The following is a 22,693-nucleotide window of genomic DNA, read 5'->3' as shown; positions in this document are numbered from 1 at the left end:
ACTACGCGTTTGGGCCCGGTCCGCTCGAACCGTCGAAGAAACTGATCTGCTTGGGCTGACCGAGCGCAAGCGAGGCGACGCGAAGACCGAGTAGCCGGACCGGCGTTCCGGCCAGATGAGCTCGGCGCAAACAATGCAGCGCAGCCCGGTAGATCATGCGGGCGTCGCGCGTCGGTTCGGCCAAATGTGTCTGACGTCCAAAGACGCGGAAATCGGCGCGCTTGATCTTGATCCCGACCGTCGTCGCGCTGCAGTCCTCGCGTTCGAGGCTCTCGGCGATTTCCGCCGCTTGTTCGCGCAGGACCTCGATCAGTTTGCGCTCGTCGCGGACGTCGTATTCGAAGGTTGTCTCGGACGAAATCGATTTCGTTTCGCGGCCGGGTTCGACGCTGCGGGTGTCGATGCCGCGCGCGAGATCGCGCACCTGCGGTCCCCACGACCCGAAGATCGCGCGCGCCTGCGATTCGTCGAGCGCCGCAACCTGTCCGATCGTCGCGATCCCGAACGTCTGCAAACGCGCCGCCGTCTTCGGGCCGATGCCCCACAAACGAGCTGCCGGCAGCGGCGCCAGAAACCGCGCCTCGTCGCCGGGCTCGATCGCGAGCAGGCCGTCGGGCTTGCAGCTGTCCGAGGCGATTTTGGCAATCATCTTCCCGGTCGCGACGCCCGCGCTCACCGTCAGCGAGGTTTGCGCGAAGACTTCGGCACGGATGGCGGCTGCATCGGCGCGCGCCGCCTCGAGCGACGTGGCGCCGAAATCGACGAACGCCTCGTCGAGCGAAAGTCCCTCGACCGCGCGGCCGCTCGCGCCGAAGATCGCGAACACCTCGCGCGATATCTCTTTGTACCGACTCATCTGCGGGCGCACCACGACGAGTTGCGGGCAGAGTTCGCGTGCTCGATAGAGCGGAAGGGCCGAGCGCACACCGTAGGGACGCGCCTCGTACGAGGCGGTCAACACCACCGCCCGCCGGTGCGACCCGGCGACCGCAACGGGCTTTCCGCGCAAGCTCGGATCGTCGCGAACCGCGACGCTGGCGTAGAACGCGTCGATGTCAAAGTGCGCTACGAATCCCATTCGGATTCAGCTTCGCTGAATCTGTGGCGTTCGGCCTTCGGCCGATCCGCTCGGCGAAATTCCTCTCTGGATCGCGAGCAAGGTTTCCATGTTCCGCCTGTCGTCGGCTTCTTCGCCTGGCGTCTCCAGGATCGCCACTTTCTCGCGCACCTCGGGGTGGGCGAGCAGCGCGCGAAAACCTTCGAAGCCGATCAGGCCTTCGCCGATGTGGAAATGCCGATCGCGGGCGGCTCCGAGCGGTACTTGGGTGTCGTTGAAATGAAACATCGGAATGCGTGCTAGCCCGATGTGCCGGTCGGCCAGCGTTAGGAAACGTTCCACGCTGTCGGCCGAGTTGATCTCATAGCCGGCGGCCCAGGCATGCGCCGTGTCCAGACACACACCGAGCTGCGGATGATCGATCGCCGCGATGAAGCGGCCGAGTTCTTCGAGCGTACCGCCGGCGAGATTGCCGGCTCCCGCCGAGTTTTCCATCACCAGCATCACGCCGGGTGCAATATCGCTCAGCGCGTCTTCCAACGCCGCCACGATTGCGGCGAAGCCTTCGCCGCGATCGCGAGTTCCGTACGAGCCCAGATGCGTATTGACGTAGTCGATCTTCCCCGCAGCAGCTACCGCGAGATCGCCTCGCAAAAGGCCAAGCGATTTACTCACGATCGCCGGGTCCTCGCTGCCCAGGTTTATCAGATAGGCCGTGTGGATCACGCAGCGCTCGATACCCGCGTCCGCGCGCAGCTGCGAAAACGCCGCGAGCGCGGACGTATCGACCTTCGCGACGCGATAGCTTCGCGCATTGCTCGAGAAGATCTGCACGGCCGTGCAACCGAGCGAGGCCGCATAGGCGACGGCCTTGGCATAACCGGCGGAGACGCGCGTGTGGATCCCGATGCGCACGAGAAGCGGTTACTTTTTCGCGAGGTAGAGAAAGTGCGTGTACGTGAGCGGCATGACGGGATCGCCTTGGCCGAGCGTTTCGCGCAGCCGCTCTTCGAGCCGTTGAAAATATTCGGAGTCGCGCCCGCCGAATGCGTCGCGTACGATTTTCCGCGAACGCTCGTACTGAAGGAAGCGGCTCAACGTGACGATCGTGCTCCACGGAATCACGCGAACGCCCGTCTGCGAAAAGCCGGCCGAGTAGAATTCCCTGAATCCGCCGCGCCATCCGCTGTTCAGCGGCGCGAAGCCCATATCCACCGCGACTGCGTCGCGAAGCTGCTTCACGGGATCGTCGCTCATCAGACTCTTCCACCAGATGCCGACGCGGCCGTCCGCACGCAGCACGCGCCGAAGCTCCGCCATCGCCGGGCCTGCGTCGAAATGATGGAACGCCTGCGCGCAAATCACCGCGTCGAACGACGAGTCTTCGAACGGCAGCGACTCCGCCGTCCCGCGCACCCACGTCGCTTCCGGATAGCGTTCCTTGGCGACGGCTAGCATCGGTTCGGACGGATCGACCCCGGTGACGTTGAAGTCGTTTTCGATCAACGGTCCCCCCGCCAAGCCGGTGCCGCACCCGATGTCGAGAATCGCATACCGCGGAGAGAAGCCGAAATTCGCCAGCGCGTTGTAGACGTCGTTGGCGTAGCCCAGACGGCCTGCGTCGTACTCGGCAACCAGTGAATCGAACGACGTCACTCGACCGCCGCCGGTGGAAGAATGAGGTTCAGCTCGAGCGGTTGCCCGGGCTCCAGCTCGAGCTGCGGCAGATCATCGAGCGACCGCAGCCCGAAGGACTCGAGAAAGAGCGGCGTCGTTTTGTAGGTGATGGGGCGACCGACGACGTCTTTGCGCCCGGCTTCGGCGATCAAGCCGCGATCGAGCAGCGTGCCGACGACGCTATCGGAATTGACGCCGCGAATTGCTTCGATCTCACCTTTGGTGACCGGTTGCATGTGCGCTACGATGGCAAGCGCCTCGAGTGCCGGCGTCGAGAGCGTCGTCTTCGGCGGCAAGAGGTACGCCTCGACCACGTCGCGCACCGCAGACGACGTCGCGAAACGGTACCCGCCGGCAATTTGGCGCAGCACGATGCCGCCGTTGCTGTAGCGTTCTTCGAGCGATTGCAGCGCCAGCGCGACCGCGCGCTCCTCCTCTCCGGTCAGTTTCGCGATGCGCTTGGCGTCAAGTGCTTCGCTGGCGACGAAAAGCAGGGCCTCGATCGCGGGCTGCACGCTTTCGGCAGCGGCGCGCAGTTCGTGCGCTTCGGCGCTGAGCTCGGAGTCTGAATCGTTCAACTCTTGGGTGTTCACTACTATACCTGGGTAACGGCGTGAGAGATTGGAAACAGCCGGATGTCGTCATCGTGATCCGGTTGTTGGAAATCGACGCGGTGACGGCGCACCAGTTCCAAGATGGCGAGGAAGGTCACGATGATGACGTCGCGGGTCATTCCCAACTCGCGGCAGAGGGCGAAGAACGAGACCTGCCCCTGTTCCTTCACTTTGCGAGAGATGTAGTCCATCTGTGCGATCAGCGAGACGCGCTCGCGCACGATTTCGCGTTTCTCGGGGCGCGCCTGCTGCAGCATCGTGATGAACGCGCGCTTGAGCTTCTCCGGATCGACGCGATAGTGCTGGACGAGTTCGCTGGTCGGATCGCCGGAATCGCGGTAGTAATAACCGCTCGCTTCCTCTTGCCGGGCGCGGAGCTGAACGCCGAGCTCACGATAGCGCGAGTACGCGATGAGCCGGCGGCGCAACCGCTCCTCGACCGCTTCGGGCGAATCCTCACCCTCGTCGAGAAACTCTTGCGGAATGGGCGGCAGCAAGGCTTTGGATTTGAGAAAGACCAGCGTCGCCGCGATGACCAGGTACTCCGCCGCGAGCTCCATGTCGAGCGCTTCCATCATACGCACGTATGCCAGGTATTGCTCGGCTACGGAAGCGAGCGGCACGGTTGCGATGTCGAGCTGCTGCTCTTTGATCAGACTCAGGAGCAGATCGAGCGGCCCGTCGAAAACGTCGAGCCGGACGTGGAGGGCGTCGGCGTCGGTCAAGAGCTCTTCTGTTCGGCCAGTGCCACGGTTGCATCGTCGCCAAAGACGGCGGGGTTGGCGGCGACGAACTCGAGCCCCATGTCGACCAGGCGCTTTTCGTTGACGTACTTGAGCGCCTTGCGTGCCGCGTTGGCCTCGAACCAGCGGGCTTCGTCCACCTCGTGGTCGTGCTGCGCGGGGTCGCCCGAGAGATAACGCATGAGATAGAAGGTGACGCTCTTCTTGTGCTTGGCTTTGCCGACGTAGAACCAATACGAGATCTCGCTCAGGCGAATGAGAATCTCGCCCCAGCACCCCGTCTCCTCGCGAACTTCGCGGATCGCGGCCTGTTCGTTCGACTCGCGCGCTTCGACGTGTCCCTTCGGCAAGGTCCAAATGCGCGGCGAACCGCGTCCGATCAAGAGCGCGTCGAAGCCAGACTCGCGCGGCCGTAACATCAAGCCGCCGGCCGACACTTCATACTTGATTCGCATGTCGATAGACCCGTAGCGGGAGATAGGGAAGGGGGCTCGTGTCGCGCCCCCTGATTACCCTCATTATAGCGTCCGGACCCAAGAAGCGCCTGCCAGAAGGGTAGCCCTCTTTCTCCCCTTCATGCTATCGTCGGGTCCATGTCCAACCTGCACGTTATGTGTCACATGTGCCTCGTCCCGGCGCCCGATCGGCGTAGGTTGGCTTCTCGCATCTCGAAATAGCGCGACACGAATTTCGATGACCGAAGCCCTCCGCCGATCCGGCGGGGGCTTTTTGCTTTCCTAGGAGGCTACCAATGGACCCGACCCGACGCGAGGCAATCGGCCTCGCCAGCGCCGCCCTCGCTGCCCTCGCCCTTCCCGGCCGGGCTCGTGCGGCGGGCAAACTCGACGCGCTGACCCTCGACTACGCGTACTACAATCCCGTCAGCCTGATCCTCAAGCAGAACGGCTGGATCGAGCGCGCGCTCGCACCGGCCGGGACGAACGTTTCCTGGGTTCTCTCGCTCGGCTCGAACAAGGCCAATCAATTCCTCGCCTCGGGCTCGGCGCAGTTCGCCTCGACCGCCGGAAGCGCGGCGCTGCTGGCACGAGCCAACGGCGTTCCGCTGCACACCGTTTTTCTCTACTCGCAGCCGGAGTGGACCGCGATCGTCGTCGGCCGCAACTCCAAGCTGAGGTCGCTGCGCGAGCTGAAAGACAAGCGCATCGCGGCGACGCGCGGAACCGATCCGTGGTTCTTTCTGCTGCGCGCGCTGGCGTCGGTGGGCCTGAGTTCGAGCGACGTCCAGATCGTCGAGCTACAGCATCCCGACGGCCGGGTCGCCCTCGAACGCGGCCAAGTCGACGCCTGGGCCGGACTGGACCCGCACATGGCGGCATCGCAACTCGAGGCCGGCTCGCGCCTGCTCTACCGCAACATTGCCTGGAACACGTACGGCGCGCTCAACGCGCGCGAGGATTTTCTCACCGCGTATCCCGACGTCGTACGCACCGTGCTGCGCACCTACGAGCTCGGTCACGCGTATGCCAAAGCGCACCCGGACGAAACCGCGAAGATTCTCGCCGAAGCATCGAACCTCGACGTGAAGATCGCGAGCCTGGTTATCAACGACCGCACGCGCTTCACCGATCCCGTTCCGGGCAAGGCGTATCTCGATTCGGTCGGCGGTACGATTCCGGTGATTCGCTCCGAGCAACTCGTCGCCGACGTCGGCGCGGTGCAGAGCGCGCTCGGCTCGCTGGCCGATCCAGCGCCCGCGCGCGTCGCCCTCGCCCATGCGTAACGTCCTGCTCGCATGGTTTGTGCCGGCGGCGATCCTCGTCCTGTGGATCGTCGCCGGCGCCGTCCATTGGTTTGCACCCGATCAACTCGCCCCGCCGGGACGCGTCATTGCCGAACTCGGCTCGCTGTGGCAGCGTGGACTCTTGCAGCAAGACATCCTCGCGAGCGTCGCGCGTGTCTTTTCCGGCTTTGCGATCGCACTCGCGCTGGCAATCGTCATCGGCACGCTGGTTGGCTTGAACGGTACGGTCGAGCGCGCGATCGACCCGACGCTGCAAGCGATTCGTTCGGTGCCTTCGCTCGCGTGGGTGCCGCTGCTGTTACTTTGGCTCGGCATCGGCGAATCGGCAAAGGTCACGCTGATCGCGATCGGTGCGTTCTTCCCGGTCTACGTAAATCTGGTCGCCGGCATTCACGGGGTCGATCGCAAGTTGGTCGAGGTCGCGCGCATCCTCGGGCTGCATCCGTTCGGCATCGCGGTTCGCGTCGTGCTGCCGGCGGCGCTTCCCTCGCTGCTGGTCGGCGCGCGGATCGGTCTCACGCAGGCGTGGCTTTTCCTCGTTGCCGCGGAATTGCTCGCCTCGACGCGCGGCCTGGGATTCTTGCTGACCGAGGGCCAGCAGATCTCACGACCCGACGAGATCCTGGTCGCGATCTTGTTGCTCGCCATCCTCGGCAAACTCTGCGAATCGGGAATGCGCACAATCGAGCGGAGAAGCACCGCGTGGACGGATGGCCTGCGGTCATGAGCGCGATCCGCATTGTCGATCTGTCCGTTACCTTCGGCGCGTTGCGCGTGCTCGAAGGAATCTCGCTCACGGTCGAACGCGGCGAAATCGTCGCCATTCTCGGGCCGAGCGGCTGTGGAAAGAGCACGCTGCTGCGAACGATTGCGGGGCTCGACGTGCATCCAATCGGTGATATCGCGGTCGAGGGCGAGGTTGGCTACGTCTTTCAGGAGCCGCGGCTCTTTCCGTGGCTGACCGTCGAACGCAACGTACGCTTTGCGGCACGAACGCCCGATGAGCGCGCGCGCGTCGACGACGTGCTCGAGCTCACCGGATTGGACGGCGCGCGATCGACGCTGCCCAAGGCGCTTTCCGGCGGCATGGCGCAGCGGACCGCGCTCGCCCGCGCGCTGGTGCGCAAACCCTCGGTGCTGTTGTTGGACGAGCCGCTTGCCGCGCTCGATGCGCTACGCCGCATGCAGTTGCAGGAAGCGCTCGCCGAGATCATCGCCGCCGTCAGTGCGACGGCAATTCTCGTCACCCACGATATCGAGGAAGCGCTCTACCTCGCAGACCGGATCGTGCTCCTGCACGGTTCGCCGGCGACGATCGCGCTCGAGATCGTCGTCCCGCCGCACAAGCACCGCAACCGCGACTGCAATCTCACCGCCGAACGCAGCGCACTCTTCCACGCGCTGTCGGGCGACGAGACCCGCCAGGAGGAGTCAGCGTAATCTTGTCATCAAACGCCTACGTTCGGGATGACGGAGAGGGTGGCTCCCAGCGCAGGTCGGGTTGGCGCGCAGCGCGCGTTTCGTCGACCCGCCCGACGACGGTCGTCACCGGCGCCGCCATCAGCGCGGCGGGATCGCGCTTCGCGGTTTCGACGATCTCGCGGAGTACGGCGATGAAATTGTCGAGCGTCTCCTTCGACTCGGTCTCGGTCGGCTCGATCATCAAACACTCCGGCACGATCAGCGGAAAGTACATCGTGGGCGCCATCATTCCGTGATCGAGCAGCGCCTTGGCGAGATCGAGCGCCTTGACGCCCGTCTCCTTCTTGAGCTCCTGGGCCGAGGCGACGAACTCGTGCCGGCAGATCTCCGGATAGGGCGTCTCGAGAAATTCCGCGACTTTGACGCGCACGTAATTCGCGTTGAGCACCGCAAGCTGCGAGACGCGTTTGAGCCCGTCGGCGCCGTTCGCGTAGATGTACGCGAGCGCGCGCACGGCATGCGCGAAGTTGCACCAGAACGAGCGCATCGGTCCGATCGACTTCGGACGATCGAAATCGAGCTCAAAGGTGAAGCGTTCGCTAGGGGCTCTGTCATCCTGAGGAACCTGCGAAGCAGGCGTCTCGAAGGATGCCATAGCACGAACGACCGGCGTCGGCAGATAGTCGACCAGATGCGCGGCCACGCCGACCGGTCCGTGTCCGGCGCCGCCGCCGCCGTGCGGGATCGTGAACGTCTTGTGCGTGTTGAGGTGCATGAGGTCGAAGCCCATGTCGCCAGGGCGCACGTTGCCCATGATCGCGTTCGCGTTCGCGCCGTCGTAGTACATCAACCCGCCGACGTCGTGCACCGCCGCCGCGATCTCGGCGATGTGATCTTCGAAGAGGCCGAGCGTATTCGGGTTGGTCATCATGCAGACGGCGGTGTCCGGGCCGAGCACTTTTTCGATCTCGTCGACGCTCACGCGCCCGCGCTCGTCGCTCGGCAGCGAGATCACCTTGAATCCGCACATCGCCGCCGAGGCGGGATTCGTACCGTGCGCCGTATCGGGCACGATCACTTTGTCGCGCTGCTCTTCCCCGCGATCCTTGAAATATTTCTTGGCGATCAGCAGCGCAGCCAGCTCCGCGTGCGCGCCCGCCGCGGGGTTGAGTGAGAAGGCCGCCATGCCGAAAAGCGATGCCAGCGAGCGCTCGAGCTCGTACATCACTTGGAGCGCGCCCTGCGCCAATTCGTCGGGCGTATACGGGTGGAGCTGAGCGAACTCGCGTTTGGTCGCCATCGCGTCATTGACGCGCGGATTGTACTTCATCGTACACGAGCCCAGCGGATAAAAACCCAGGTCGATTCCGAACGTACGCTGCGAAAGTTTGGTAAAATGACGCACCACGTCGAGCTCGCTGTTGTCGGGCAGCGGCAGATCCTCGCGCAGCACGTTCTTCGGAAGGAACTGCTCGAGCGGTTTGCCTTGCTCCACGTAGCGGTTGGCACGCCCTTCTTGCCCGAGTTCGAAGATGAGCGGGCTCGCCGTGCGGTCAAACGTTGGCGTGGACACGAATGATTTCTCCGAGGGCGGTGGCGAGCTTCTCGATCTCGCCGGTCGTGGTCAGTTCGGTCGCATTCATCAAGATGCAGGTCGAGAATTCGGGATACCAGCGGCCGAGATCGACGCCGCCGAGAATCTTTCGTTCGCGCAGCTTGGCCAAGACTTCGCGCGCGCTCGTGCGCACGTCGACCACGATCTCGTTGAAGAACGGCGCGCTGAATTTCAATTTCACGCCGTCCAGTTTAGAGACGGCCGTGGCGAGTTCGCGCGAGCGCTCGAGATTGAGTGCGGCGACGTCGCGCAGCCCGGTCTTGCCCATGAGGGCGAGATAGATCGTGGCGATCAGCGCGCAGTGAGCCTGATTCGTGCAGATGTTCGAGGTTGCACGCTCGCGGCGGATGTGCTGCTCGCGCGCCTGCAGTGTCAGCACGTACGCCGTGCGACCCTGCGCGTCGACACTCTTGCCGACCAAACGGCCGGGGATCCGGCGCATGTGTTCCTTGGTCGAAGCGATGAACCCGACGTACGGACCGCCGTAGGCCATCGCAACGCCGAAGCTCTGCGCCTCGCCGACGACGATCTGCGCGCCCCAGGATCCCGGCGCGGCCAGAGCGCCGAGCGACATTGCTTCCGTGACCACGGCGATCGGCACGGTTTCACTCGCCGTAACCGACTGCTGTGCGGCGGGCGAGAGCACATCGACGTTCCCGAAAAAATTGGGCGATTGTAACGCCACCGCCGCATATTCTTTCGACGCAACCGCCGCGGCGAGCGCATCCGGATCGGTCGTTCCTTCGCGCGTGAGCGGGATTTCGTCGATCTCGACGTCGAGACCGTCGCAATAGGTCTTGAGCACGGCGCGATAATTCGGATCGATGGCCCGCGAGATCAGCACTTTTTTGCGGCCGTTGGCGTTGAGGGCCATGATCGCGCCCTCAGCCAGCGCGGTCGCGCCGTCGTACACCGACGCATTGGCCAGATCCATTCCGGTCAGCAAACAAACGTAGGTCTGCCACTCGTAGATCGCCTGGAGATAGCCTTGCGAGACCTCGGCTTGATAGGGCGTGTACGCGGTGAGAAATTCACCGCGCATCGCCAGTGCCCCGATGGCCGGCGGCGCGTAGTGCCGGTACGATCCGGCGCCCAAGAACGAGACGTAATCGACGCCGTTATTTTTTGCGGCAAAGTGTTCGAAACGCCGGCCGATTTGATATTCGGGAAGAGCGGGAACGACGTCGAGCCTCCCCTTGAGGGCGATCGCTTCGGGAACCTGGAGCAGATCGTCGAGCGTTCCGACGCCGATCGCGCCGAGCATCGCCCGAACATCGGCTTCCGTGTGGGGCGTATACATGTTTAAAAGGCGCTCCGCCCCAGACGACCCCACCGGCACGGATGCCGGTGCAATGGCCAAGCACACGACGTGCGGTCCGGCGAAGCCGGATGGCCTAAGTGGGGCACCCCAAATACACGTTTCATTCTAGTTGTGCGCGATCTTTTCGTAGTCGGCCGCGGTGAGGAGATTGTTCTTCTCGCCCGCGTCCTTGAGCTTGACTTTGAACATCCAGCCCTCGCCGTACGGATCACGGTTCACGGCGGCCGGGTCACCTTCGAGCGCACCGTTGATCTCGAGCACTTCGCCGCCGACCGGCGTGAACAGATCGGAAACGGCTTTCACCGATTCGACCACCCCGATGTTGCCGAATTGCTCGATCTGCTTGCCGACGCGCGGCAGCTCGACGTAGACGATGTCGCCGAGCGAGTCCTGCGCGTAGTCGGTGATTCCGACCGTCGCGGTCTCTCCCTCGATGTTCACCCACTCGTGCTCTTTGCTGTACAGCAGCGTTGCCGGGTCCGCCACGCTAGTCGATCCTCCTACTTCGGACGCTTATAAAAAGGTAACGGAACGATCGTCGCGTCGTGCCGCGTTCCGCGAATCTCGACCTCGACGCTCGCACCGACGGTTGCGGCGGTCTTGGCGAGCAGCGCGGTCGCGATATTCGAACCGCCCACCGACGGTGCCATCGAGCCGCTGCGGATCTCCCCCGCCGGCTCTCCCCCGAAAAAGACCGGATACCCTTCGCGGGCAGGCGCACGGCCCTTCATGATCAGGCCGGCGATGCGCGGGTAGTCGTCGCGCTCCATCTGCTCGATCAAGGCGTTGCGTCCGATGAACTCCGGCTTGCCGGTCTTGAGCGCCCATTGCAGTCCGGCTTGCACCGGCGTGATCTCCTCGGTCAGCTCGTGGCCATAAAGCGGCATGCCGGCCTCCAGACGCAAGACGTCGCGCGCCCCCAGACCGCACGGCTCGAGCCCGTCGGCGGCATGATCGCGCAGCAGCGCCGTCCAGATCTCGGGCGCATGTTCGCCGAAGACGAAGAGTTCGAAACCGTCCTCACCCGTGTATCCGGTGCGCGCGACGATCGCGGGCCGGCCGTAGACGTTGCCCTCGGCGCAGAAGTAATATTTCAAGGCGGAGAGATCCACGTCGACGTGCGGCTGCAGCATTGCGACCGACTTCGGACCCTGCAACGCGATCAGCGCGTTGCGGCCGTGCAAGTTCTCGAGCCGCACGCTTCCGGCGATGTTTGCGTTGAGATGACTCCACATCTTCTCGGCGTTGGCGCCGTTGACCACCAGCAGCCAGCGCTCGCTCAAGCGATAGAAAATCGTATCGTCGTGTGCGCCGCCCTGCGGATTGCAAAAGATATTGTAGCGCGCCTGCATCGGTTTCATCGAGTCGACCGCGTTGATCGTCAGCGTCTCGGCCCAGAGCGCCACATCCGGCCCTTCCATGAGAAACTGCGCCATGTGCGAGAGATCGAAGAGTCCCGCGCGATGCCGCACGGCGTCGTGTTCCTTCAAGATGCTCGAGTACTGCACCGGCATTTCGAAGCCCGCGAACGGGACCATGCGCCCACCGTGTTTGCCGTGCTCGTGATAGAGCGCCGTGCGGCGCAGTTGCGTTGAGGTGCTCATGCTTTCGGCGCCTCCTCCGGATAGCTGTTCAGGAAATTGAGCGTCGCGTGCGCGACCAGCTTGCCGTCGCTGCGCACCGCGACCTCGCCGTAGCAGATGCGCCGCCCGGCGCGCAGGACCGTCGCTTCGGCAATCAGATCGTGCGGCGGAAGCGCCGGCGCGAGAAAATTGCACTGCAGCGCAACGGTGACCGTGTCTTGCTCCCGCCCGTAGATCGATGCGAGCGCAACGTAGAAGACGGTGTCACACAAACTGACGATCGCGCCCCCGTGCACGGCACCGGAACCGTTCGAGATCTCGGGACGATACGGCATACGCATGATCGCCTTGCCGTGATCGACGCTTTCCAGTTTGAGATCCAGCAGCGCGACGAAGTGCGACTTGTGTTTCTCCCAGTGGTGCGGTGCGGAGGCGAAATCGATGCCCACTAAAACACGGGTCCATCGGCGGCGAGCGCACGACGCAAATAGAGCGGCAACGAGAAGAGCCGCCGGTGGGTTTGGCCGTCGTAGAAGAAATTCTCGCCACGCAACTGGGCACAATAGGCATCGACCTTGGCCGAGTCGAGGCTCGCAAGATCGACCGTGTCGCTGCAGGCGAGGAAGGCCCAGTCGGTATCGAAAGCCGGCACGTAGGTAAAAAAGGACGTCACGTGGCGATAATGCCGGCGCAGCGTGCGCGCCATCTTGCAATGCAGCGAGTAATTGTGGAACGCCGCCGTGCTCGCTTGCAGCACGTAGACGCCGCCCGGCGCAAGGCGCGACTTGATCAGATGAAAGACGTCTTCGTTGAATAAGATGTTGCTGGGCGAGTCCTCGAGCGGTTCGGTCAGATCCGAAATGATGACGCCGAAGCGCTCGTCATGCGCTCGCATGTAGGCGAGGGCGTCGCCGATGATCACGTTCGCGCGCGACTCCTCGAAGGCGCCGTTCGCCCATTCGGGCAGATACTTCTTGGAGAGATCGACGACCATCCCGTCGATATCGACCATGGTGCAGCGTTTCACGCCGGGGTGGCGCAGCACTTCGCGCAGGGTCGCACCCTCGCCGCCGCCGAGAATCAGCACCTCGGCGCGGTCGGCGCTCGCCGCCATCGCGGGATGCACCAGCGACTCATGATAGATCTTTTCGTCGCCTTGAGAGCTCTGTGTGTCACCGTCGAGGATCAGCATCTTGCCGAAAACCGGCGTCGAGATCACCGCGACCTGTTGAAAGTCGGAGCGGCCGGAGAAGAACACGGTCTCGATGGCGTGATGGTGCGCCTCGGTCGGAGCGGATTCTTCGACGTACCACTGCCAATGCTCGGTTTTGGGCATAGCGGGCAGCAGGCTTCGCCGCGGGAGAAAGGTGCCCCCGCCCGCTTATGTCGTCGAGACCTCGTAAAGACAATAGACGTAGTAGTAATTGCCGAACGTGAACGTACCACTCGGGTTAGCCCACGTCAGCGTCTGCCCGCCGTTGTAGTCGGTTGCCGCGCCCATATCGGCTTGCGGCGCGTACCAGGCGTTATACCCCGTGCTCGCCGTGTACGACGGATCGTTGGTTTGGAAAGCGGCGAAGAAATTATAACCTTGCGGTGCATAGCCGGGCGGAAGCGTGAGCTGGAACTGCGGATACTGCGGCAGCGTGAATGCAGCGCTCGGCTGCAGCTCGACGTACACGAGCGGCGTTCCCGTCGAATCGTCTTGCATGCGGCGCTTCGCTCCCGATGCTCGCGTGACGATAAACGGCGTCAGGCCCGCCGGCGCCGCGGTCGCAACGGAGACCGCGACCGTCGTTCCGCTCCCCGCGCTTGCCGCCTGCACGTTCACCGTGACGCCGAACTCGTTGGTCACGACATAGGCGCTCGCCGGCGACGACGTGCTGATCGGCATGGCCGTCGCGGGTGCGCCGCTCGCCGCATAGGCCGGCGTGGGGGTTGGGGTCGGTGTGGTGCTCGTAGTCGGTGTGGAGCTACCGCTGCCGCTGCCGCCGCATCCGGCGGCGAGCGCGAGCGCACAGACTGAAAATACGAATCCGATGATGGGCAGACGCATCCCGAAAGCTTTCGATTTCGACGCGCGTACCCTGCGCCGCGGCGAAAATCTGAGAAGGGCGCCCGCAAGGGCGCCCTCCCTGAACCGCGGCTGAGAAGCGAGGAGTAAAAAAAGGACCATCGCTGTCGCGATGATCCTTCGGTTTCGCTCGAAGCTCGATTATGCGGAGAGCGCGGTTGTTTCGTGATCGCGGGTAACGACGTGGGTGAACGCGCCGCTGCTTTGCGCGATGCCCCGCTTCACTTCCGTGGTCAGCATGGTCTTGGCGCACAGTGCCTTCGCAGCGAACTCGCACGCCAGCCATGGATCGGTGTGGTCGCCGCACGTATAAAAGTCCATTGCGGCGTAGCCCGTCTCGGGCCAGGTATGGATCGAGATGTGCGACTCGGCAAGGACGACCACGCCGGAGACGCCTTGGGGCTCGAACCGATGAAATGCGACTTCCATAATCGTCGCGCGCGATGCATTGGCCGCTCCGATCATCATCTCGCGGACCGCATCGACGTTGGTGAGTGCGGCTGCATCGCAGCCCGACAACTCGCACACGATGTGCGTACCGAGTGCCTTCAATTTTTCCGCTCTCCTTGAGCCTCGGGGGAATCCCACCTCCGGACTTGTCGGCTGGCGCCTGCTGTGCAGCGTCACGTCCCCGACCTATCGACGAACTCTTGCCGGCGCTTTTCGGTGCACGGGCGACTCGTCGCGATGGCGCAAAAAGGGCGCGCCCACCCCATACCGTGGACCTGCCGCTCGGGGATCAAACCAAGCTCAATACCCCAGGTCCGGCGAACATGATAACCCCCCTTGCCCCCCCTGTAAACCCCTTTGGGATAAGAAGTTCTTAAGGTGGTTCGAACGCGTCGTGCGGCTTGGTTGCATACCAGAGCAGTGAAGAGATTTTGAAGCTCCTACTTCACAATCTTGACTATAAGGGAGGGCGTGGTACCCTCAGATTGCCATGACTACGCCCGCATCGCTCGGCTCGGACGCGCATCCTGCGCTCGGGCTCCAGCAGCCGCCTCGTGCGGCAGCCACGCCAGCTCAGCTCCCGGTCTCCGAGGACTACCGCCACGGGTTCCACGACCCGGAAAACTACGTTTTCAAGTCGGACAAGGGCCTCACGCGCGAGATCGTCGAGCGCATCAGCGCGATGAAGAATGAGCCGGACTGGATGCGGGACTTCCGCCTCAAGGCTTACGAGCTCTTCGTCAGCAAGCCGATGCCGACGTGGGGCGACACCGAGCTGCTCTCCCAAATCGACTTCGCGGACATCCATTATTTCGTCAAGTCGACCGACAAGACCGAGCGTTCGTGGGACGACGTACCCGACGACATCAAACGCACCTTCGATCGTTTGGGCATTCCGGAGGCCGAGCGCAAGTTCTTGGCCGGCGTTTCCGCCCAGTACGAGTCGGAAGTCGTCTATCACAACGTCAGCAAGGAACTCGACGCGCAGGGCGTGCTCTTCTGCGACATGGATACCGCGGTCAAGCAGTATCCGGAGATCGTCCGCAAATATCTCGCGACCGTGATTCCCGCCGCGGACAACAAGTTCTCGGCACTGAACTCCGCCGTTTGGTCGGGCGGATCGTTCATCTACGTTCCGCCGGGCGTCGAAGTGAAGATGCCGCTGCAAGCCTATTTCCGTATCAACGCCGAGAACATGGGTCAGTTCGAGCGCACGCTGATCATAGCGGATGCCGGAGCGAAGATCCATTACATCGAGGGCTGTACCGCGCCGAAGTTCTCGACCTCGTCGCTGCACAGTGCGGTAGTCGAACTGATTGCGCTCGAGGGCGCGTCGATTCGCTACACCACCATTCAAAATTGGTATCGCAATATCTACAATCTCGTGACCAAGCGTGCGGTGGCGCACGAGAACGCGACGGTCGAATGGGTGGACGGTAACCTCGGTTCGAAGCTCACGATGAAGTATCCGTCGATCTACTTGATGGGTGAAGGCGCGCGCGGCGAGATTCTGTCGATGGCGTTTGCCGGCGAGGGCCAGCACCAGGATGCCGGCGCCAAAGTGATCCACGTCGCGCCGAACACGACCTCGGTCGTGACCAACAAGAGCGTGAGCGCGCACGGCGGCAAGACGACCTATCGTGGCCTCGTCGAGATCTTTCCGGGAGCAACCGGCGCCAAGACGCGCGTGCGCTGCGACGCGCTGATCATGGACGACCGCTCGGCCAGCGACACGAAGCCGACGATGAAGATTCACGAGCAGCGCTCGACCGTCGAGCACGAGGCGAGCGTCTCGAAGATCGGCGAGGACCAACTGTTTTACGCGATGTCGCGCGGTCTCTCGGAAGCCGATGCCACGGCGATGATCGTCAACGGCTTCTTCGACTTCTTCGTCAAAGAATTGCCGATGGAATACGCCGTCGAGCTCAACCGTCTGGTGAAGATGGAGATGGAAGGCGCCGTCGGCTAACCGCTGAAAATCCCGGCATGGTTTGGCGTGCCGCGGCAGCGTTGGTACTTGCCTGGTTCATCTGCGCCGCTCCCGCCCGTTCGTGGGCGACGGGCTGCATCGTCGCGATCCCGGCGACCATGGTCGATACGGTCGATTCGGGAACCGCTTTCCCCGGTATGGAATTCCGCTTCAAGCTCGCGGTAACCGCACGCATCGATAACGTGCTCATTCCGCAGGGAACGATCGGCTACGGCGTGGTACGCGAAGTGACCGCGGCGAGCAATCACGACCGTAACGGTTCGCTCGTGCTCGAGGTGCGTGAACTCGTCTACAACAATAAACCCTACCAAGTCATGATCGATCCCCGCGACGCCTCGGTCTGGGCGCCGGCCGAAACGCTCGCCGAGCGCGCGACCGGGTATCTCCCGATCCCCGGTCTCGTGCGCACGGCGGTCAACGAGGTCCGCAGCGGAAAGAACGTGAAAATCGGACCGGGCTTCATGTTCCATATCGTTGCGCTCGGCACGACACCCAAAACGCTTGCGCCTTGCCACAAGATCGGTAATTGATCGTGGAACGGCGCGTGGCGCCCGCACGCGAGATCCCGCCGGGAACGGCTAAATCCTTTGCCGTCGACGGCGTGGAGATCTTGATTTGCAACCTCGGCGGTTCGTTCTACGCAATCGACGACGTCTGCACGCATGACGGCGGCCCGCTCGACCAAGGCGAGATCGAGGGCGCGTGCGTGATTTGCCCGCGTCACGGCGCGACGTTCGACGTGCGCACCGGCGCCCCGACGATGCCCGCCGTCATGCCGGTGCAAACCTATCCCGTGCGCGAAGACGCCGGCGAGCTGTACGTGGAGCTGTGATGCGGATCGTCATCCGCGCCGTTGCCGCACTGCTCGCAGCCATCGCCGTGATCCTCGCGATCTATGCCGGCAACGTGTTCGCCGGCATGCACGCGCGTGCGCGAGCCGACGGCACGATCGCCGGGCTGGGTCTGTACGCACCGGTTCAGATCTTGCGCGACGCGCGCGGCGTACCGCATGTCCGTGCACAGAACGAACACGATCTCTTCTTTGCGCAAGGCTACGTCGAGGGAGCGGACCGGCTCTTCCAACTCGACCTGCAGCGCCGGTTCGTCTACGGAGATCTCAGCGAGATTCTCGGATCCGTGACGCTGCGGGCCGACGAAGCAGCACGCGTCGTGCCGGTGCGTGAGATCGTCGAGCGAGAGTGGGCGCGGCTGAACGGAGGCGACCGTGCGATGCTGCGGGCGTTTGCGGACGGCGTCAACGCGGCGGCGTCCCGCGAGTCGACCCCGGTCGAGTTTCGGATCCTTCATTATTCGATGCAGCCGTGGAGACCGCAAGACTCGCTTGCGGTCGCTTTCGCAACCGTCCTCGTTTTGACCGACGATTGGAACGAGGTCGCCGGCCGTGTGGGCAAGAACGAACCCCTTTCCGATCCCTGCTTCGATGCGCCGGTCACCGAAGGTCTCGCGCACATCGCCGACCCGGCGCGTTGCAGCACACGCGACGCCCGCCTCGATCTGATCCGCGCGCTTCTCGACCGGCGGCCGCCGATCGGCAGCAATGAATGGGCGGCCGGGGCAGCGCACACCGCGAGCGGACGCGCGCTGCTCGCCAACGACCCGCATCTGCAGCTCGGCATTCCAGGCGTGTGGTATCTGCTCGATCTGCATGCGCCGACGTTTCACGCCGCCGGCGCGACGCTGGTGGGAACGCCGGGGATCACGCTCGGTCACAACGATAAGGTCGCGTGGGGCGCGACCAACGGAGCGGTAACGGCGCTCTCGATCTTCGATGCGCCGCCACATCTCGAGCCCGCCGATTGGCAAACCGAGAAGTTCCGCGTTCGCTTCGGCCGCGACGTGACCAAGCGCTACTACCGCGGCGCGCGCGAGTTCGGCACGTGGGTCAGCGTGAACGCCAAACGACGATTTGTGCTCGTGCGGTGGAACGCATACGACGACCCGCAATCCGCACTGACGACGTTCGAAGCGCTCGATCGCGCGCGCAGCATCGAAGACGCGCTGGCGGCGCTGCGCACCTATCCCGGACCGACGCAGAATTTCGAACTTGCCGGCGTGAGCGGCCGCGTCGCCTATCAGCTTGCCGGCTCGATACCGGACGATCCGCTGTGGTCGCGCGGCATTCACCCGGCAAGCGATCTGCGCAACGTCTATCCGCCGGTTCCGTTCGACGAGCTGCCGCACGTTGCGCCCGCGCGCACGGCGATCGTGTGGACGTCGAACAACAAGATGTACGGACCGTCGTATCCGCTCAGGCTCTCGCCGGCATTCATCGCACCGTGCCGAGCCTATCGCGTTGCCCGGATGCTGCGCGCCCGCACGACGTACGACATCGCATATTTCGCGGCGATGCAGATGGACGTGCTCTCGGTTTGCGAACGTGCGCTCGCGGCGCACGTCCCGCAGCTCGCCGCGTGGGACGGCCGCTTCACGCCGGTCTCGCGGGACGCGACCGCCGCGTACTACCTGCGCCGGGCGCTCGTGCGCGAGTTCGGCGGCATGACCGAAACGATGCTCGCCTCACGCGCGAAGCCGGGGGCCGTCACGGCACTCGCCGCCGTCAGCGATCCCTCGCCGACGCCCTGGGGAACGGCCGGCGCGGTGCAGGTGCGTCACCCGCTCGCCGCGCTCGGGTTTTCGTTCTTGAATGGAACCACGTTCGCTGGCGACGGCGACGCCTACACGGTGAAGGTTCAGAACTACGGGTTCTCGCAGAGCTTCCGCGCCGTCTGGGACGTCGGGAACTGGGATGCCGGCGGCATCACGATTCCGCAAGGTGAATCGGGACGGCCGGGCAGCGGCCACTACACCGACGAAGCCGCCGCCTGGGTTGCCGGAAAGCTACTGCCGCTGCCCTATTCGGACGCGGCCGTCGAGGCGGCGGCGGTGCACCGGTTGACGCTCGAGCCGGCGGCCGGGTCAGGACGTTGACAGCTCCCGGGAGCCCTGGTACTGTGTGTCAGTCATGTACGCGATCATTCAGACCGGCGGCAAGCAAATGCGCGTTGCCGAGGGCGACGTCATCCGCACCGACCTCGTCGATCTCGAGGCCGGAGCCGACGTCACCTTCGATCAGGTCGTGCTCGCGAGCACCGGCAGCGGCGTGAAAGTCGGTACGCCCACCCTCGCGGGGGCCACTGTGACCGGGACCGTGCTGCGCCAAGCCAAGGACAAAAAGATCCTGGTCTTCCGCTATAAAGCGAAGAAGCGCGTGCGTAAGCTCAACGGCCACCGGCAACGCTTCGCCGAAGTCAAAATCACGAAAATCAGCCTTTAACCCTCGAGTAGGCTCAGGGCGCCGGGGTGAGCGATGGTTGAAGTGACCTTTTACCGGGATGGCCGTGGGCGGCTCTCCCGGTTTTTTGCATCCGGTCATGTCGAAATCCCCGAGAATAGTTCCGATGAGTATTCGCTGGTCTGCGCGGCCGTTTCGGCGGTGCTTCAGGCCGCACGCGCAGGACTCGAAGAGCACGCGAATATCGAGGTCGGCGCAGCGATGCGCGCTGGGCTCATCGACGTGAACGTTCCCGAATCCGCGCGAGACGACGCCGCGGTGATTGCGATCGTCGCAACCGCCGAGCTGGCCAGCGAACAGCTCGCCCGGCAGTACCCGGCTCACGTCCGCGTAACACGCTCGCGCCAAACCGGGTAGAATAGGCAGCGTACCCGAAGGAGGATCCCATGTCTGACACGTTCCGCACGACGCCGCCCGATCAGCCGTGGTCGGCCTCGAATTCCGCCGGAAACGGCTACCAAGGAGCCTTCGGCGACGAACCGCGCTCGGAAGAGGGCGAGAACGAAGTGGGCAAGGCGCTTCTCATCGGATTGCTCGGCGGCTTGGCCTCGGCCGCGGGGTACATGGTCTACCGCCGGCTGCCGGAGGAGCAGAAAGAACGCCTACACGCGCAGGTGCGGACGCTCGTCGCGCAGCGCATTACCGAACTGCGCCAGAACTTCAACATCTAGACGCGCAGCTTCGCCTGCGCGCCTGCTATTTGGGCTCGTCGACCGGCGGCCGCGGCTCGCTCTGAGCCTCGCTGATCTCGGCGGCGCGTTCCATCTCGGCAATGAACGAGTGCGAGGTATTCTGGATCTCGCGCATCAGCCGCCCGCTCTGACGCATGATTTTGGGCAGCTGATCGGGACCGAACAGCAGCAGCGCCAGCACCGAGACGACCATGATATCGGGAACAGAGAACATCGCTCGATTCGTCTTCGCTTGCGGCGGCCTCGGTCCGCTCGCAGAGGACAGGGAGGAACTCCTCCTGCGGCTGTACAAGCGGGCACGTCCGCGTGAAGATCATCTACACACGAGGCAACCGGACCGAAACCCTCGCCTCGTTGGCGACCCTACGCAAGATCCTGCAGCGCTTCGTTGCCCACCGAGTCTTTTACGAAGTCTCGAGCCGCAGCAAGCGTGGGCACGAGTTCTTTTCTGCCAAGAACGTCTTCGTCGTCGGTTCGATCGAGGTGACCAATTACGAGCATCTCAAAATTTTGATCTTCGACGCCAACAACGCGTCACACTCGATCGAGATTCTCAATCCGCAAACGATGCGCATCTACGACGAGATGCCTGGGCGCGGGTTCGCGGTTTCGTTCATCAGCGAAAGCGACAACGGCGTCGAGACGCGCTGCTACATTCGCGACGAAGGCGAAGACGCGGACCACGTCAAGGCACAGACCGCGCTCGAAAAAATCACGCTTCCGCAGCTCTTCGAATATCTCGAAGAACTCACCGCCGTCGAAGCCTCCAAAACCTAATAAATTTAAAGTTTTAGCAACGCGTCGGTGACGTCGCCGGGGGACACCCGCATGGCGCTGAGCACACCCGGCGAACGAATCGCGTCGGCTGCAATCCCGAAGGCCAGATGTTTGGGCAGAAATTGCTCGCCTTCTCCCACCCGCCGCGCGGCCTCGTTCCACACCGCGTAGGCCTCACGGCTCAACCACACGCTCTTACTGCCGTCAGGCACTTTGAAGGCCAGCGTATTGAACCGCAGCAGCGCGGCACGCTCGCCGCTCTGCAAGTGCGGTTCGGGAATGCGCGAAGCCGTCAGGCGCGTTCCCGCGTCATCGGGAAGTTCGTACGTCTCCAGCTTTTCGCGCGGCAAGACCTCGGTGAGCGCAGGCCCGATTTGCGGATCGTCCAGCAGCGCGAGCAGCAGCGTACGCACGGTGATGAAGGGTTCGTGCATCCCGCCGGCGAGCGCCGCCGCGCTGCGCATCAGGGCGAGAATCTCATCCGAAAGGAAGATCTGCTCGGCGCTATCGGCCATACGCCTGCGATTCGAGGCTCGCTTTACGGGTGCCTCGAAGGAGCGACGCTCATGCTCATCATCGACGTGATCACGCTCTTCCCCGAAGTCTTCGCGCCGTTCGTCGGGCTCTCGGTCCTCGGACGCGCGGTGGAAGCCGGAACGATCGCGATTCGCTATCACCATCTGCTCGACGCGCTGCAAGGAAACGAACGTGCCGACGATATGCCCTACGGCGGCGGCGCCGGCATGGTCTTGCGGATCGAACCGCTCGCGCGCGCGCTGGACGCGATCATCGCAAGCGCCCCCGCCGGCGAGCGGCGCGCGATCGTCGTACCGGCGGCCGCAGGCAAGGCATTCGCCCACGCCGACGCAGCTCGTTTGGCCGCCCACGACCGTTTGATCGTGATCTGCGGCCACTACGAGGGGATCGACGAGCGCCTGGCCGAGCTGTATCCGCTCGAGGAATTTTCCGTTGGGGACTTCATTCTGACCGGGGGCGAACTGGCTGCGCTGGCCATCATCGACGCAACAGCCCGCTTGGTTCCCGGCGTGATCGACGCCGATTCGGCCGCGCACGAGTCCTTTGCCAACGGCTGGCTGGATTATCCCAGCTACACTCGGCCGCCGGTCTTTCGCGGGGTCGAGGTGCCGGCGGTCTTGCTCTCGGGCGACCACGCCAAGATCGCCGCCTGGCGCCGTGAACAGTCCCGGGCGCGGACCGCCGCGCGGCGGAAAGACTTGCTCGGCGAAGGGGGCCCCGGCTCAGTGGGAGGCGTGGAGCCGTAGGCTGAAGGCGCCTTTCAAATTCCGGGGGTTCCACAATCCGCCTGTACAAGCTCGGCTGGGATGTCCCCCTGAAACTCGTTAGAGATGTCCCTTCGTCGAGATCGCCCGGTAGGTTTGTTTTTTCCAGGGGTGTGTCATCGGCGGGGTGTGTGCCTTTTGGGGATGGTGCGCGCGCGGATTGAGCGCCGGTCGTGCTTCAAGCGCTTTTGCATCGAGAACGGTGGTGAGGTGGTGCGAGGTACCGCGCCGATAGGGCAGTTGTTCTCCACGGTATTCGATGAAGAGCTGGTCATGTCGATTGCGCCAGATGCGCACTTTTG

The 22,693-nt window shown here is 63.8% G+C and carries 29 protein-coding genes; 12 read left to right on the top strand and 17 right to left on the bottom strand.

The window, feature by feature from the left end; all coding sequences use genetic code 11:
- Position 1: 1 nt before the first annotated feature.
- From dinB to VMF11_10320, 6 genes are read right to left on the bottom strand one after another with little or no spacing between them, the layout of a single operon-like run.
- On the bottom strand, positions 2-1,078 hold the full coding sequence (gene dinB / locus VMF11_10345) for a DNA polymerase IV (protein ID HTU70703.1): 1,077 nt from the start codon (positions 1,076-1,078) through the stop codon (positions 2-4).
- Between the two features lie 6 nt (positions 1,079-1,084).
- Positions 1,085-1,972 (bottom strand): deoxyribonuclease IV, encoded by an 888-nt coding sequence (locus tag VMF11_10340; protein HTU70702.1) that lies wholly within the window; start codon positions 1,970-1,972, stop codon positions 1,085-1,087.
- A gap of 9 nt (positions 1,973-1,981) precedes the next feature.
- On the bottom strand, positions 1,982-2,713 hold the full coding sequence (locus VMF11_10335; protein ID HTU70701.1) for a class I SAM-dependent methyltransferase: 732 nt from the start codon (positions 2,711-2,713) through the stop codon (positions 1,982-1,984).
- Entirely contained in the window at positions 2,710-3,312 is a 603-nt protein-coding gene (scpB, locus tag VMF11_10330) for an SMC-Scp complex subunit ScpB (protein HTU70700.1), read from the bottom strand. The genes VMF11_10335 and scpB overlap by 4 nt, the downstream gene beginning before the upstream one ends.
- A gap of 17 nt (positions 3,313-3,329) precedes the next feature.
- Positions 3,330-4,073, bottom strand: coding sequence for a segregation/condensation protein A (locus tag VMF11_10325; GenBank protein ID HTU70699.1), 744 nt, complete (start codon positions 4,071-4,073; stop codon positions 3,330-3,332).
- Positions 4,070-4,546: an NUDIX hydrolase gene (locus VMF11_10320; protein ID HTU70698.1), complete on the bottom strand. Its 477-nt coding sequence runs from the start codon at positions 4,544-4,546 to the stop codon at positions 4,070-4,072. The genes VMF11_10325 and VMF11_10320 overlap by 4 nt, the downstream gene beginning before the upstream one ends.
- Before the next feature lie 296 nt (positions 4,547-4,842).
- Between VMF11_10320 and VMF11_10315 the strand changes: the two genes are divergently transcribed.
- The 3 genes from VMF11_10315 to VMF11_10305 are packed head-to-tail and all read left to right on the top strand — an operon-like array spanning position 4,843 to position 7,293.
- Positions 4,843-5,832, top strand: coding sequence for an aliphatic sulfonate ABC transporter substrate-binding protein (locus VMF11_10315; protein ID HTU70697.1), 990 nt, complete (start codon positions 4,843-4,845; stop codon positions 5,830-5,832).
- Complete coding sequence (locus VMF11_10310) at positions 5,825-6,580, top strand: ABC transporter permease (GenBank protein ID HTU70696.1); 756 nt, start codon at positions 5,825-5,827, stop codon at positions 6,578-6,580. Before VMF11_10315 ends, VMF11_10310 begins: the two co-directional genes overlap by 8 nt.
- On the top strand, positions 6,556-7,293 hold the full coding sequence (locus VMF11_10305) for an ATP-binding cassette domain-containing protein (GenBank protein ID HTU70695.1): 738 nt from the start codon (positions 6,556-6,558) through the stop codon (positions 7,291-7,293). Before VMF11_10310 ends, VMF11_10305 begins: the two co-directional genes overlap by 25 nt.
- A gap of 16 nt (positions 7,294-7,309) precedes the next feature.
- Here the strand turns inward: VMF11_10305 and gcvPB are convergent, their stop codons facing one another.
- The 8 genes from gcvPB to speD form a co-directional block, all read right to left on the bottom strand.
- Positions 7,310-8,848 carry an aminomethyl-transferring glycine dehydrogenase subunit GcvPB gene (gene gcvPB, locus VMF11_10300; GenBank protein HTU70694.1) on the bottom strand — a complete coding sequence of 513 codons (1,539 nt, stop codon included), beginning with the start codon at positions 8,846-8,848 and terminating at the stop codon, positions 7,310-7,312.
- Entirely contained in the window at positions 8,829-10,190 is a 1,362-nt protein-coding gene (gene gcvPA, locus VMF11_10295) for an aminomethyl-transferring glycine dehydrogenase subunit GcvPA (GenBank protein HTU70693.1), read from the bottom strand. Before gcvPA ends, gcvPB begins: the two co-directional genes overlap by 20 nt.
- Positions 10,191-10,316: 126 nt before the next feature.
- On the bottom strand, positions 10,317-10,697 hold the full coding sequence (gene gcvH / locus VMF11_10290; GenBank protein HTU70692.1) for a glycine cleavage system protein GcvH: 381 nt from the start codon (positions 10,695-10,697) through the stop codon (positions 10,317-10,319).
- 14 nt (positions 10,698-10,711) lie between these two features.
- Complete coding sequence (gcvT, locus tag VMF11_10285; protein HTU70691.1) at positions 10,712-11,815, bottom strand: glycine cleavage system aminomethyltransferase GcvT; 1,104 nt, start codon at positions 11,813-11,815, stop codon at positions 10,712-10,714.
- On the bottom strand, positions 11,812-12,243 hold the full coding sequence (locus tag VMF11_10280) for a PaaI family thioesterase (GenBank protein HTU70690.1): 432 nt from the start codon (positions 12,241-12,243) through the stop codon (positions 11,812-11,814). Before VMF11_10280 ends, gcvT begins: the two co-directional genes overlap by 4 nt.
- Positions 12,243-13,130 (bottom strand): fused MFS/spermidine synthase, encoded by an 888-nt coding sequence (locus VMF11_10275; protein ID HTU70689.1) that lies wholly within the window; start codon positions 13,128-13,130, stop codon positions 12,243-12,245. Before VMF11_10275 ends, VMF11_10280 begins: the two co-directional genes overlap by 1 nt.
- Before the next feature lie 45 nt (positions 13,131-13,175).
- A complete protein-coding gene (locus VMF11_10270) occupies positions 13,176-13,850 on the bottom strand; it encodes a hypothetical protein (protein ID HTU70688.1) in 675 nt (224 codons plus the stop codon).
- A 159-nt stretch (positions 13,851-14,009) separates the two neighbouring features.
- Positions 14,010-14,420, bottom strand: a complete 411-nt coding sequence (gene speD, locus VMF11_10265) for an adenosylmethionine decarboxylase (GenBank protein ID HTU70687.1) — start codon at positions 14,418-14,420, stop codon at positions 14,010-14,012.
- 388 nt (positions 14,421-14,808) lie between these two features.
- Here speD and sufB point away from each other — a divergent pair, with 388 nt between their 5' ends.
- From sufB to VMF11_10230, 7 genes are read left to right on the top strand one after another with little or no spacing between them, the layout of a single operon-like run.
- The gene (gene sufB / locus VMF11_10260) at positions 14,809-16,287 is read left to right on the top strand and encodes a Fe-S cluster assembly protein SufB (protein ID HTU70686.1); all 1,479 of its coding nucleotides are present in this window, start codon (positions 14,809-14,811) and stop codon (positions 16,285-16,287) included.
- Between the two features lie 17 nt (positions 16,288-16,304).
- Complete coding sequence (locus VMF11_10255; protein ID HTU70685.1) at positions 16,305-16,838, top strand: hypothetical protein; 534 nt, start codon at positions 16,305-16,307, stop codon at positions 16,836-16,838.
- 2 nt (positions 16,839-16,840) lie between these two features.
- Positions 16,841-17,140, top strand: a complete 300-nt coding sequence (locus VMF11_10250) for a non-heme iron oxygenase ferredoxin subunit (protein HTU70684.1) — start codon at positions 16,841-16,843, stop codon at positions 17,138-17,140.
- Positions 17,140-19,257: a penicillin acylase family protein gene (locus VMF11_10245; protein HTU70683.1), complete on the top strand. Its 2,118-nt coding sequence runs from the start codon at positions 17,140-17,142 to the stop codon at positions 19,255-19,257. Before VMF11_10250 ends, VMF11_10245 begins: the two co-directional genes overlap by 1 nt.
- A 34-nt stretch (positions 19,258-19,291) precedes the next feature.
- A complete protein-coding gene (rplU, locus tag VMF11_10240; GenBank protein ID HTU70682.1) occupies positions 19,292-19,603 on the top strand; it encodes a 50S ribosomal protein L21 in 312 nt (103 codons plus the stop codon).
- A gap of 42 nt (positions 19,604-19,645) precedes the next feature.
- Complete coding sequence (locus VMF11_10235; protein HTU70681.1) at positions 19,646-19,978, top strand: ribosomal-processing cysteine protease Prp; 333 nt, start codon at positions 19,646-19,648, stop codon at positions 19,976-19,978.
- A gap of 29 nt (positions 19,979-20,007) precedes the next feature.
- Positions 20,008-20,292 carry a hypothetical protein gene (locus VMF11_10230; GenBank protein HTU70680.1) on the top strand — a complete coding sequence of 95 codons (285 nt, stop codon included), beginning with the start codon at positions 20,008-20,010 and terminating at the stop codon, positions 20,290-20,292.
- 25 nt (positions 20,293-20,317) lie between these two features.
- Here VMF11_10230 and VMF11_10225 read toward each other — a convergent pair whose 3' ends face one another.
- Positions 20,318-20,527, bottom strand: a complete 210-nt coding sequence (locus tag VMF11_10225; protein HTU70679.1) for a twin-arginine translocase TatA/TatE family subunit — start codon at positions 20,525-20,527, stop codon at positions 20,318-20,320.
- 92 nt (positions 20,528-20,619) lie between these two features.
- Between VMF11_10225 and VMF11_10220 the strand changes: the two genes are divergently transcribed.
- On the top strand, positions 20,620-21,090 hold the full coding sequence (locus VMF11_10220; protein ID HTU70678.1) for a hypothetical protein: 471 nt from the start codon (positions 20,620-20,622) through the stop codon (positions 21,088-21,090).
- Positions 21,091-21,095: 5 nt separating this feature from the next.
- Here the strand turns inward: VMF11_10220 and VMF11_10215 are convergent, their stop codons facing one another.
- Complete coding sequence (locus VMF11_10215) at positions 21,096-21,605, bottom strand: hypothetical protein (GenBank protein ID HTU70677.1); 510 nt, start codon at positions 21,603-21,605, stop codon at positions 21,096-21,098.
- 51 nt (positions 21,606-21,656) lie between these two features.
- On the opposite strand from VMF11_10215, the gene trmD reads away from it, so the two are divergent.
- A complete protein-coding gene (gene trmD, locus VMF11_10210; protein ID HTU70676.1) occupies positions 21,657-22,373 on the top strand; it encodes a tRNA (guanosine(37)-N1)-methyltransferase TrmD in 717 nt (238 codons plus the stop codon).
- A 78-nt stretch (positions 22,374-22,451) separates the two neighbouring features.
- Here trmD and VMF11_10205 read toward each other — a convergent pair.
- Positions 22,452-22,693 (bottom strand): hypothetical protein (locus tag VMF11_10205; protein HTU70675.1); only part of this gene is annotated, 242 nt, incomplete at its 5' end.

This window comes from Candidatus Baltobacteraceae bacterium, from assembly GCA_035502855.1.
GTDB lineage: Bacteria > Vulcanimicrobiota > Vulcanimicrobiia > Vulcanimicrobiales > Vulcanimicrobiaceae > Aquilonibacter.
This window is presented reverse-complemented; position numbering and strand designations above follow the sequence as displayed.